At 29.9% G+C, this 12,382-nt stretch carries 12 protein-coding genes; all 12 read right to left on the reverse strand.

Annotated elements, in window-relative coordinates:
• Nucleotides 1-102: 102 nt before the first annotated feature.
• The 12 genes from trmD to rnc all read right to left on the reverse strand — a co-directional run bounded on the left by trmD (nt 103) and on the right by rnc (nt 12,377).
• On the reverse strand, nt 103-858 hold the full coding sequence (gene trmD / locus FD06_RS04500; RefSeq protein ID WP_054657240.1) for a tRNA (guanosine(37)-N1)-methyltransferase TrmD: 756 nt from the start codon (nt 856-858) through the stop codon (nt 103-105).
• Entirely contained in the window at nt 848-1,372 is a 525-nt protein-coding gene (gene rimM, locus FD06_RS04505) for a ribosome maturation factor RimM (RefSeq protein ID WP_056966362.1), read from the reverse strand. The genes trmD and rimM overlap by 11 nt, the downstream gene beginning before the upstream one ends.
• A gap of 57 nt (nt 1,373-1,429) precedes the next feature.
• Nucleotides 1,430-1,687, reverse strand: coding sequence for a KH domain-containing protein (locus tag FD06_RS04510; RefSeq protein ID WP_056966364.1), 258 nt, complete (start codon nt 1,685-1,687; stop codon nt 1,430-1,432).
• A gap of 16 nt (nt 1,688-1,703) precedes the next feature.
• On the reverse strand, nt 1,704-1,979 hold the full coding sequence (gene rpsP, locus FD06_RS04515) for a 30S ribosomal protein S16 (RefSeq protein ID WP_056966365.1): 276 nt from the start codon (nt 1,977-1,979) through the stop codon (nt 1,704-1,706).
• A 102-nt stretch (nt 1,980-2,081) separates the two neighbouring features.
• Nucleotides 2,082-2,378: a hypothetical protein gene (locus FD06_RS04520; protein WP_054657088.1), complete on the reverse strand. Its 297-nt coding sequence runs from the start codon at nt 2,376-2,378 to the stop codon at nt 2,082-2,084.
• 41 nt (nt 2,379-2,419) lie between these two features.
• Complete coding sequence (locus tag FD06_RS04525; protein WP_056966367.1) at nt 2,420-3,688, reverse strand: DUF2201 family putative metallopeptidase; 1,269 nt, start codon at nt 3,686-3,688, stop codon at nt 2,420-2,422.
• Nucleotides 3,685-4,833, reverse strand: coding sequence for an ATP-binding protein (locus tag FD06_RS04530; RefSeq protein WP_056966368.1), 1,149 nt, complete (start codon nt 4,831-4,833; stop codon nt 3,685-3,687). The genes FD06_RS04525 and FD06_RS04530 overlap by 4 nt, the downstream gene beginning before the upstream one ends.
• Before the next feature lie 72 nt (nt 4,834-4,905).
• Nucleotides 4,906-6,348: a signal recognition particle protein gene (gene ffh / locus FD06_RS04535; protein WP_056966372.1), complete on the reverse strand. Its 1,443-nt coding sequence runs from the start codon at nt 6,346-6,348 to the stop codon at nt 4,906-4,908.
• 14 nt (nt 6,349-6,362) lie between these two features.
• Nucleotides 6,363-6,704, reverse strand: coding sequence for a putative DNA-binding protein (locus FD06_RS04540; RefSeq protein ID WP_056966374.1), 342 nt, complete (start codon nt 6,702-6,704; stop codon nt 6,363-6,365).
• A gap of 20 nt (nt 6,705-6,724) precedes the next feature.
• Nucleotides 6,725-8,134 (reverse strand): signal recognition particle-docking protein FtsY, encoded by a 1,410-nt coding sequence (gene ftsY, locus FD06_RS04545; protein WP_056966375.1) that lies wholly within the window; start codon nt 8,132-8,134, stop codon nt 6,725-6,727.
• Nucleotides 8,135-8,137: 3 nt separating this feature from the next.
• Nucleotides 8,138-11,668: a chromosome segregation protein SMC gene (gene smc / locus FD06_RS04550; RefSeq protein ID WP_056966377.1), complete on the reverse strand. Its 3,531-nt coding sequence runs from the start codon at nt 11,666-11,668 to the stop codon at nt 8,138-8,140.
• A gap of 19 nt (nt 11,669-11,687) precedes the next feature.
• Nucleotides 11,688-12,377, reverse strand: coding sequence for a ribonuclease III (rnc, locus tag FD06_RS04555; RefSeq protein ID WP_054657110.1), 690 nt, complete (start codon nt 12,375-12,377; stop codon nt 11,688-11,690).
• Nucleotides 12,378-12,382: the final 5 nt, after the last annotated feature.

Consider the following 12,382-nt stretch of genomic DNA (forward strand, 5'->3'; position numbering starts at 1 on the left):
TCAACTAGCACTCATGTCGATGAATATAACAGCGGAATACCGTTTTTTTTAGCTTAAATAAGCCATTAATAATATTATCACAGAGAAATTAAGTTGTAAAGTTTATTTATTATTCTCTTCTTCAATCCTGACATCTGCTAATAAATGTTTCTGAGTAGAAGTTAATCGATCATGATTAATTAAATCTGGTCTTCTAATATATGTTTTACGAAGAGCTTCTTTTTGTCTCCACAAATCAATTTTTTGATGATTACCACTAATTAAAACATCTGGAACTTTACGGCCTCTAAAATCGGCCGGTCTAGTATATTGTGGATATTCAAGTAGTCCACTAGAATAAGAATCTCCAGGAGCTGATTCTTTATTACCTAAAACGCCTGAAAGTAATCTAACGGTAGAATCAATCATCACCATCGCCGGAAGCTCACCACCAGTTAATACAAAATCACCTAGTGAATATTCATCCGTAACCAATTCTTTAATTCTTTCGTCATACCCTTCATAATGCCCACAGATAAATGTTAAATGGTCTTCTTTAGATAGTTTTTCTGCTTCTGATTGATTAAAAGTTTTACCAGCAGGATCTAGTAGAATAACTTTACCACGACCAATTCCCTGCTCAGCAGCTTTTTGCTCTACATGACTTAAAGCATCAAAAATTGGTTGTGGTTGTAAAAGCATTCCAGCTCCACCACCAAATGGATAATCATCAACGTTATTATGTTTATTAGTAGAAAAATCTCTAAAGTTGGTAATATTAATGTCTAGTAATCCTTTATCTACTGCTTTACCAACAATCGAATCGCCTAAAGGGCCTTTAAACATATCGGGAAATAGACTTAAAACATCAATTTTCATCATCTAAACCCTCCATTAATTCGACAATTACCTTTTCATTGTCTAAATCAACTTCTTTTATTACCTGATCAATTTTAGGTAATAATAAGTCTTTTTTATTATCTCTTCCAACTACCCAAACATCGTTAGGACCTAAAGACATAATATCTTTAATTGTGCCTAAATGATTTTTATCTATATCATAAACATCTAATCCAATGATTTGATGATAATAATATTCGCCAGGTTTTAAATCATCATTAGAAAGTTCATTGTCAGAAATCTTTAATTGTGATGGCTTTAAATATTCAATGTCATTAATGCTAGGTTTACCTTTAAAGTGTAATAAAATAAAATTTTTATGTTTTCTAAATCCATCAATTTCTAACTTTTCGTTTTGACCATTAGCTAGAAAAGCATAAACTGTACTTCCTACTTTAAAACGTTTTTCTGGGAAGTCAGTAACCGAATTCACTCTAACTTCACCCTTTAAACCTTGAGTGTTTACAATTTTACCTATATTATAAAAATTCATTACATAACACTCCTAACTAAAATAAAAGAACTCTTAAATAAAACCCAAAGGTTTAATTTAAGAGTTCTTATTTTTACTATCTTCGATAACTAACCTTACCTTTTTATTTCCAGAGACACGAGCACTGTAAACAATTGTTCTAATCGTTTGGGCGATATGTCCTTTTTTACCAATTACTCTACCAACATCTTTGACGTTAGTATGCAAATGATATTCATAAAAGCGGCTTGATTCACTATGAGAAATAGTAACATCATCTGGATGTTTTACCAGTGGTTTTACAATTGTTTTAATAAGCTCATCAAAATTAGTCATAAACAACACTTATCACTTATTTTTTAGCGTATTTAGCTTCGTGATATTTTTTCATGATACCAGCTTCAGATAATAAGTTACGAACAGTATCTGAAGGTTGAGCACCCTTGTTTAACCAGTTGAAAATATCTTCTTCTTGAAGGTTAACAGTGCTTGGTTGAGTTAAAGGATTGTAAGTACCAACCTTTTCAATAAAACGACCATCACGAGGACTACGTGAGTCAGCAACTACGACACGGTAGAAAGGACGTTTTTTTGAACCCATACGTTTCAAGCGAATTTTAACAGACACATTGAACACCTCCTGTATATTTATTAACGATAACTAATATAACAGTTATTTAAGTGCTTGTAAAGGTTTTTTTCTTTACACCATTAAATTATTGGAAAAAATTCATTTAAAACTAATTAACAACAAGTTTTTAGCAGCATCTTCTAAAAAAGAATCATTTTTGACGATAAACTTATGAACGGAAGCATAATTGCTAAAATCTAGTTTACTACCAATAATTTTAGCATTAAAAATTTGTTTAGCTAAATCAATATTTTGCACGCTGATTTTACGTTTATATATTGGATTAGCATCATAAATATCATCCCAATTATCTTTTAAAACAGCTACAGCTAACTTAATATTAATATCATTGTTTAATAACATGTTGATAATAGAAGGATTTAATAAGTTTTTCAAATCTCGTACCTCCTTTAAAATATCTTTTTTGCATTATTAAATTACTTTTTATTGATTGAAATTGTTTTGGCAATAATTTTTTCATTTAGAGAAAATTCATCCAAATGTCCGGTGATTACCCAAAAAGTATTATAGCAGTTATACTGATTAACTTTTGGCTCACCCTTACCATCAGTTAAAACTACCGAAATATCATCATTTTTATTATACAAATGCAAGAAGTCAAAGATGGATTGAAATGTAGTTCCCCCACTACCAATTTTTTCAAACTTTACATCATTATAATTATTAAGTTTATAGGCACTGTCAACATGTACTTTTGTGTCAAATGGATATACATATACTGGAAAATGATACTTTTTTAAAAATTTTTGAAGCTGTTGTAATAAAAAACTTACTTCATAACTAGTCATTGAACCCGAGTTATCTATGAAAATATTTATTTTTTTAACATAGTTAGAAATTTTACCCGGCAAATCCATCCGATACGGCTGTCTTCGATCAAAACGAGAATATGAATTTTGATTTGAAAAATTAATATTTCCAGAACCTAACTGCAAAAAGCTTTTCCAATCAATATCACGGTCATTATCCGTATAAAATCTATCGATAAACAATTTTAAATTATTATTAATAACTCCTCTGTTTTTAATACTAGTATCTGACATGGCATCTTTTACTATTTTTTTAATAATTGAAGTTTTTAATATATCTTCATTATGATTATGTTTCCACCCTTCATGATCATCATTAATCGAATTAGAACTATCTTGTTGTGAATTAGAATTCCCAGCAGATTTAAAATAGTCATTTTGCATTAATAAAGAAATATAACGACTAGAATCAGCAAAATGTGGTAAATGCAAATCGTATTTAAAATTTAATTTGTCAACAGAAATCGCATCTGATGGTAATTTATCAAGATACTGATTAATAGCAATATCACATGCAACATTAACAATCTTATTGTCTGAACTATATCTAATTGGATGTAGCCACGCAATATGCATTGCTAAATGCTTTAACATAAAATAAAGTTCACCATCGGAAGTGACATAACTTATAAATGTTTTGGGATTAAAAGCTAGCATCAAATCATTTTGTTGCCATGTCAATGCTAATGGACTTTTAATATCTGGATTACATAATTTATTAATTTTAATTAATATATTTCCATAAAAAGAATCGTTAGTATTTAACATATTAATAATTCCATAATTAATAATTTCAAGTACTCTAGAATTTGGAACTTCTGAATATTTTCTAGAACGTAGATTAAAAATTTCCTGATTTAAATTGATTTTAATCACCTAAATTCAATAAATGCAATTTCCTGAATTTTATTGTATAAATTGGAATATTCGATATCTTCAGTTGATTTAAAAGCACTAAAAACTTTACTTATAAATTTAGTTTGATTATTTAATTTTAAGACTAACGAATATTGACCATCTGGACTAACTAAGTTAATTAACAATAATATTTTTCTAGCTATAGTTGAACTTAGTTTGTTTTCTGAATCTATTTGACTGATTAAATTAAATAATACTTTATTTTTAGCCACTTCATCTAAACTATTAAAACTATTTTTTAAATCAATGTCACTGTCATTTAAAAAATCATCCAAGTTTAGAGTAAGCCTATTTTTGTTTAAAAAAGCAATAAAATCATGTGCTACTAATACTCCTAAATCTCCAGCTATAATATTTTCAGTAAGCTTAGTATGAACCAAATTTTCTTTTTCTAATTGCTTCAAATTATCTGAAACTCGATGCCAAGCTCTTGGTGTGGGATGTAAGTCTTCTGAATGACTTTGTATTAACATATCCGGATTATTACCTAAATAATTAATAATCATTGGATGTATTTCAGCACTATCTGCCCATTTCAACCATTCGTCAGTATTAGTATCCATAATAATTCTAGTAGTACGATCTTTGATTGCATCATCACTATCGGAAACACTATAGTTACTACGTTCAAATCCTGACATCGTTGAATCTGGATTTTCAGCAATGATTATTTTTACTTGTCTAGGTAACTTTAAAGAATTTACTTGTCTTTGTAATACAACATTCATAAGTTCACTTTGTACAGCCTGACTTCCACGATTAAACTCATCTAAGAACCAATATATATCATCATTTGGATGCGATTGAGCATAAGTAATAATTTCTATCAAAGTATGGGAATATCCATATTGAACATCTGCTAGCTTACCGTACTGTTCAGTTTGAATAAATGAGTCACTGGTTAGTGGTGGTACTGGAATCGATAAATCACCCTTTTCTGACAAACTCACTACTGTGGTAAATAATTTAGCATGACACTTATTAGCCAATTCTTGAACCAAAGCGGATTTACCAATTCCAGCATTTCCGACAATGTTTGGCACGTTATTCCCATTCAATATAATTTGAACAGCTTTTAAAGTTTCGTTATAAGTTAATCCCATTTACAAACCTCCTACATAATGATTATAAAAAAGGTCTGACTAACATATTAAAAGTAGTCAAACCTAAAAAAACTATTTACGACGTTTCTTATTACGACGACGTTTGTTTTTGCGCATCTTTCTGCTCATACGTTTCATAGCTAATTGTGACATTTTACCACCTAAGCCTGAACCCATCCCACTTTGGCTTAACATATTTTCCATACCTGACATGTTACCGTTAGACATTTTATTCATCATTTTTTTCATTGAATTAAATTGTTTAATCATACGGTTAACTTCTTGAATTGGACGTCCAGATCCTCTGGAAATACGACGTCTTCTAGATGGATTTAAAACATCTGGATTAGTTCTTTCTTCATTGGTCATAGAATAAATAATAGCTTTAATGTGCTCTAAGTCTTTAGGATCCATGTTAACATTTTTTAAAGCAGGATTATTAGCCATCCCTGGAATCATTTTCATAATGTCTTCCAACGGACCCATTTTTTGAATTTGCTGAAGTTGATCTAAGAAATCGTCAAAGTCGAATGTATTTTCACGCATTTTTTCAGTTAACTTTTGCGCTTGCTTTTCGTCATAATCCTGTTGAGTCTTTTCAATTAATGACAGAATATCTCCCATTCCTAGAATACGAGAAGCCATTCTATCAGGATGAAAGACATCTAAAGCGGTCATCTTTTCACCTTGACCAACAAACTTAATTGGTTTGTTGGTTACATCACGAATTGATAGCGCTGCACCACCACGAGTGTCACCATCCAACTTAGTTAATACCACTCCGGTAATATCTAAAGCATCGTTAAATCCTTCAGCTGTTTCTACAGCATTTTGACCAGTCATCGCATCTACAACTAATAGAATTTCATCTGGCTTAGCATATGCTTTAATATCCTTTAGTTCGTTCATCAATTTTTCATCAATTTGTAAACGACCAGCTGTATCAATAAGAACATAGTCATTATGGTTTTCTTTAGCTTGTGCCAAACCAGCTTTAACAATTTCTAAAGGTTCAACATCGGTGCCCATTTGGAAAACAGGTACATCAATTTGTTTACCTACTTGTTCTAATTGGTCAATCGCGGCAGGACGGTATATATCTGCAGCTATCATAAGTGGTCTAGCATTATCATCTTTTTTGAGCTTTAATGCTAATTTACCAGCAGTGGTAGTTTTACCAGCACCTTGTAGACCAGCCATCATGATGATAGTTGGTATTTTATCAGATTTATTCAAAGGAACGTCAGTTTCACCCATTGTCTTAGTTAATTCTTCATTAACAATTTTAACAATTTGCTGAGCTGGGTTTAAACCTTCCAGCACATCTGCTCCCTTAGCTCTTTCTCGTATGTTTTTAACAAATTTTCTAACAACTGTAAAGTTAACGTCAGCCTCTAATAAAGCTAGGCGAATTTCTCGCATAGTTTCTCTTAAATCAGATTCTGAAACCTTCCCTTTACCTCTTAAAGAACGCATCGCTTTTTGTAGTCTTTCAGTTAAGCCTTCAAAAGCCATTCATTTCACCACTTTCAAATTTCTTCTATATTTTCTAAATTGTCAACTAAAGTCAATAAATTATTATCATCGGGATAATGATTATTAACATAATCTCTAATTGCATCAGTTTTTTTATTTCTAATAACAAAATTACTGTAAAGGTGTAACTCTTTTTCATAATTTTCTAGAATAACTTCGGTTCTACGAATATTATCATAAACTGCTTGCCTGCTCACGTCAAAGTCTTCAGAAATTTCTCCTAAAGAAAAATCATCAGCATAATAAAGCTGCATATAATTCTCTTGTTTTTTAGTCAACAATGGTCGATAAAATTCGAATAAAGAATTAATTCGATAATTTTTTTCTATTTCCATAGATTCTCCTGATAATAAAATTAGTCTACCAAATCTTTAAATAGACCATATACATACTCACTAGGGTTAAATTTACTTAAATCAGTAACTTTTTCACCTAATCCAACATATTTAACTGGTAAATGCAATTCATTTCTGATGGCCAAAATAATGCCACCCTTAGCGGTACCATCCAGTTTAGTTAACACTATTCCAGTAACGTCAGTGACTTGTTTAAATAGTTTAGCTTGATTAAGTGCATTTTGACCAGTAGTTGCATCTAAAGTTAATAATACTTCATGTGGAGCTTCAGGAATTTCTCTAGTTAAAACTTTTTTCATTTTAGCTAATTCATTCATTAAGTTAACTTTATTTTGTAAACGTCCAGCTGTATCGACAAATAAGATATCATAATTATCTTTTTTAGCTTTTTGAACGGCTTCATATACAACTGCAGCAGGATCGCTGCCTTCTTCTTTTTTAACAATATCAACACCATCACGTTGAGCCCAAACGTCTAATTGTTGAATGGCACCAGCTCTGAAAGTATCTGCGGCAGCTAAAAGCACTTTTTTACCCTGGTCTTTATATAACTTAGCCATTTTACCGATTGTAGTTGTCTTACCTACTCCATTAACTCCAACAAACATAATGACACTTAAACCATCAGATACTAAATTGATACTGTTATTTTCTCCGTTACCAGCTTCATCGTAAATATCAATCATTTTTTTAATGATTACATTTTTAACGGCTTCTGAGTCTTTAGCATTTTGTAATTTTACTTCATCACGTAGCTCATCAGTTAATTTAACGGCCATATCAAATCCAACATCGGACTCAATTAATGTATCTTCTAAGTCTTCAAAAAATTCTTCGTCAACACTTCTAAAGTTAGCAAACAATCGGTTAATCTTATCCATGAATGAAGAACGTGTTTTCTCCAATCCTTTATCGTACTTATCTTCTTCATTTTCTGAGTATTCAATGCTATTTACATCATTTGATGATTCTTCCTCAACTGAATTCTCATCATCCGATAAATCACTATCGGTTGAATGCTCTTTAGTTTGAGATTCTTCAACCTCAGCAGCTTTTTCATTTTCTCTTTTTTCAATGTTTTCTTCGTTAACTTTAATATCAGCAGATTCTTGTTCAGTAAGCTGATTTGATTGGACAGCAGTTTCATCGTCAATTTCTTCATTGACTGAGGCTTGGTTGTCTAAAATTGAACTAGTTTCTTTTTCCTCTTTAGAATCTAAATCTTGTTCGGATTCTTCATTCTTTAATGGCTCTTGAACTTTATCCTTTGAAATTTCGTCTTTAACTTCATCGTTAACGTTATTTTCAGCAGAATTTAATTTTTTACTTTCAACATTTTCAGAATGTTGTTTTTCTTCACTAACTTTATCCTTATGTTTTTTTCTTTTAAATATATCAAATAATCCCATATACTATTTCTCCTTTTTATTAGCTATGCTATTAAAGTCCACTGACACTAATTTAGAAATTCCTGATTTTTGCATTGTAATACCATTTAAAGTATCAGCATACATCATAGTTTCTTTACGATGCGTGATAACTATAAATTGTGTTTTATCTTTTAACTTGCAAATGTATTGGGCAAAACAATTAACATTACTAGAATCTAAAAATGACTCAGCTTCATCTAAAATACAAAATGGTACTGCTTTAACTCTTAACACCGCAAATAATAAAGCAATTGCAGCTAAAGATTTTTCTCCACCCGAAAGCAAGTTAATATTGCGGTATTTTTTGCCAGGCGGTTGCACCATAATGTCTATTCCAGTACTTAACATATTATCAGGTTCAGTTAATAATAGTTTAGCTTTTCCGCCACCAAACATTTCTCTAAAGACATTTGAAAAAGATTCATTTAGTTCATCAAAGTTATTTTTAAACCGAATTACAACTTCTTTATCAATCTTGGACATGGTTGATTTTAGTTGATTTCGTGAGACTTTCAAATCATTTGATTGTTCTTTTAAAAATTTGAAACGTTCTAAAACATTTTTATATTCTTGAATCGAATGTATATTAACTGGACCAAGCTGATTTAATTCAGCTTTAATATTTTTAATTTTTAGCTCTAATAATTTTAAGTCAATTTGTTCAGCATCATCGATTGGTAGTTTTAGGTTATATTTGACGGATAAAATATGTTTGCTTTTTGATAATTGGTTATTTAAGTTATTATGATTCAATTCCAACTTGTTTAAGTTAATATTATTGTTAAAAAGCAAGTCATTTAGTTTAGCCAGTTTTGCATTTTCGTCCGACAAATTATGATTCAACATATTTAAATCATTGATGCATTCATTAATATTAGTATTAACTAACTCGATTTCCTGAACAACCTTTTTTAATTTTTCGTCATTATAATTAGAACTTAAGCTTATTTTCTTACTTAACTCATCTCTATCACTAGTAACTTCCAAAATGTTTTGCTCAATATTTTTTAACTGGGCTATAAGTTGTGTTTGTTGTTCCTTATGATTAATAATTTTTTCGCGATATATTAGTTCATCTGACTTTGAATTACTTATACTGTCATATAACTCCTTACGCTTAGAAGTAATTGAGCTTAACTTTTGATTCAACTCTTTTATTGCTGAATCTTTAGAATTAAGTTTGTCTTCATAAAAATGCATTTTAGAATTATTACTTAACCTAAGTTTAGATTTCAAATCATTATTTAAACGTTTAATAGACAATTTCGTTGCATCTACATCACGATTTAAATTTTGCATTAAGTCATTTGTGTTTTTTATGCTAGCTTTAGTAGTAATAATTTTTTTGGAAATTTTATTAGATAGTTCGCGATGGCTAATAATTGATTTTTCATTATTTTTCAAATCTTTATTTAAGTTAGTGATACTTGATTCATAGTTCAACATTTTATTTTCAGCGGCACTAACTTCTTTTTCACCATTGTTAATCTTATATTTTAAATCCAGCAGACTATTATTTTCGTGCTTAACACGTCCACCAGTAATCGATCCACCCGTATTAATTATTTCTCCATTTATAGTAACTATCTTATATCGATAACTAATTATCCGGCCGATTTTAGTAGCACTATCTACATTGTTGACAATCAATATATTACCTAATAAATATTGCTTAACTAAGTTTAAACTCTTGGGCATAGAAACTAAATCAGCTGCCATCCCTACAAATCCAGGCACGTCAGCTATTTTACTCATTGTTTGCGAATCTACACGATGTTTTTTTAACTCATCTTTAGGTAAAAAAGTAGTTCTGCCTAATTTTTTTTTAGTTAAAAAGTCAATCGCAGCTTTGGCACTATTAGCATTTTCAACAATTATATTTCTCATTTTATTGTTTAGTGAATTGTTAATAGCTCTCACATATTTTGTGTCTACATTTATAAAATCAGCTACTATACCAATGATGCCGTTTAAATCATTGTTTTTAATTAAATGTTTAGCAATGTTTTTTAAATGACTTGCATTCGCCTGTAAATTCTCTAAATTACTTTTTTTACTTTGAAAAACTTTAATTGAATTATACCAATTATCTTTAGTTGTATTTATTTTGGAGTCAATTTCAGAGTTTAACTGGTTTAAAGCTGTTATTTCCCTGTTAAATACCTTAACTTTACTTTCGCATTTTTCTAAATTATCTTTATCATGACTTAAAAGATGACTTAGTTTATCATGCTTAGCAAGCATGTCAGCTAAATTCTTACGTTTTTCAGAAATGATTTGTTCTGTTTTTTGATAGTCTTTAGTTAAATACTTATACTCATTTTTTGAATCCGTTATCTGATTAGTTATTTTAAAATAATCATTCTTTAGGTTCTCACGTTTTTGTTGTAATATACTTATTTCGTCATCTAATGAGTGAAGTTGTTGTTGCATATCTTGTAAATTATTTTTATTAATTAATTTATTTAAATTACTAATATCATTAGAATGAATTTCAATGTTTTTAGTTATTTGTTCTTTTTCTTTTTTATTTTTAGTTAAAGTGACATTAAACTTTTTAATTTGTTCTTTACTGAACTTAATTTCTTGTTGTGACAAATTATTTTGCCCCAAGATAATCTCTTTTTGCTTAGATAAAGATAGTAATTGTTTTTGTAAAGCATATCGCTCGCTAGCTTTTACATTTAAAGCACTCTGATTATTATCTATATTTGATTTAGTGCTATTTATAGTTTGTTTTAAATTTTCAATTTTCAAGTTCAATTGAGATATTGCTAAATCGCTTTTTTTAACATTAGCTAAAATCTCATTATGTTTAGCAAACAAAAACTTTTTATCCAACAATGACAACCGTTTTTTTAACTCTAAATAATTACTAGCATGTTTACTTTGTTCTTGTAGCGATTCAACTTGTTTTTTTAATTCCAAAATAATGTCATTAATTCTAATTAAATTGTTTTTATTTTCATTTAATTTAGCATTGGTTTCTTGCTTTTTGTTTTTATACTTATATATTCCAGCAAGCGTCTCAACGATATATCGTCTATCTTCGGGTTTACTATTAAAAATATTCTCTACATTTCCTTGAGAAATAATAGAAAAGGACCCCTGTCCAATTCCAGAATCCATAAATAAATTATTGATGTCTTTTAAGCGGCATAATTTACCGTTTATATAATAATTATTTTCACCATTTTTAAATATCTCTCTAGAAATAGAAAGTTCAGTATAATCTATGTCAATATAACGGTCAGAATTATCAAAAGTTAATTTTACAATTGCTCGATTAAGTGAATGATGTCCATCGGAACCTGAAAAAATAATATCTGACATTTTCTCACCACGTAAGCTTTTAGCTGATTTTTCACCCAAAACCCATCTAATTGCTTCAATGATGTTACTTTTGCCACTACCATTAGGGCCAACAATTTCAGTTAACCCCTTATGAAAATTAAATTCAGTTTTTTGAGCAAAAGATTTAAAACCGATTAGCTCGAGTGACTCTAATCTCACAGTGATTGCTCCATTCTAACTATAAATATTTCTTTAAAGCTACTTTAGCAGCACCTTGTTCAGCATTTTTCTTAGAATGACCAGTTCCAATACCGCATTCTTCGCCATCGATACTTACTGAAACTTTGAACTTACGATCGTTATCTGGACCATTTTCATCTAGCAAATGATATTCAATATCCACTGGACCATTTTGCTGAGCCAATTCTTGCAACTCTGTTTTATGGTCAAAGAATTCATCAAACCAACCTTCATCTAGTTTAGGGAAAATTACTTGATGACAAAATCTAATTACTGGTTCCATCCCTTGATCTAAATATACAGCGCCAATAAAAGATTCAAAAATATCACATAACAGAGAATCACGCTCTCTAGCGTGAGCTTTTTCTTCACCTTTACCGAGTCGAATGTACTTGTCAAAATGACATTCTCTGGCAAAACTACTAAAACTATGTTCATTGACCATGGCAGCTCTTAACCTAGTTAATCTTCCTTGGGGAAGTTTAGGATAACGCTTAAAAATATATTCTGAAACGACTAATTCATATACAGCATCGCCTAAAAATTCTATTCTTTCGTAAAATTTTAAATTTTCTTTGGGATGTTCATTAACGTATGAAGCTTGCGTAAAAGCCTCATCCAAAAGGCTTTCATCATTAAATTCTATATTAAATTTATCTTTTAATAATTTATCAAATTCTGCAATCAAGTTCT

The sequence above is a fragment of the Apilactobacillus ozensis DSM 23829 = JCM 17196 genome (genome assembly GCF_001435995.1).
Classification (GTDB): domain Bacteria; phylum Bacillota; class Bacilli; order Lactobacillales; family Lactobacillaceae; genus Apilactobacillus; species Apilactobacillus ozensis.

Excerpts from the sequence above, each read along its gene's own strand:
- trmD (WP_054657240.1), bottom strand. The coding sequence starts at position 858 with ATGAAAATTGATGTTTTAAGTCTATTTCCCGATATGTTTAAAGGCCCT.
- rimM (WP_056966362.1), bottom strand. The coding sequence starts at position 1,372 with ATGAATTTTTATAATATAGGTAAAATTGTAAACACTCAAGGTTTAAAG.
- ffh (WP_056966372.1), bottom strand. The coding sequence starts at position 6,348 with ATGGCTTTTGAAGGCTTAACTGAAAGACTACAAAAAGCGATGCGTTCT.
- FD06_RS04510 (WP_056966364.1), bottom strand. The coding sequence starts at position 1,687 with ATGACTAATTTTGATGAGCTTATTAAAACAATTGTAAAACCACTGGTA.
- ftsY (WP_056966375.1), bottom strand. The coding sequence starts at position 8,134 with ATGGGATTATTTGATATATTTAAAAGAAAAAAACATAAGGATAAAGTT.
- FD06_RS04540 (WP_056966374.1), bottom strand. The coding sequence starts at position 6,704 with ATGGAAATAGAAAAAAATTATCGAATTAATTCTTTATTCGAATTTTAT.
- FD06_RS04530 (WP_056966368.1), bottom strand. The coding sequence starts at position 4,833 with ATGGGATTAACTTATAACGAAACTTTAAAAGCTGTTCAAATTATATTG.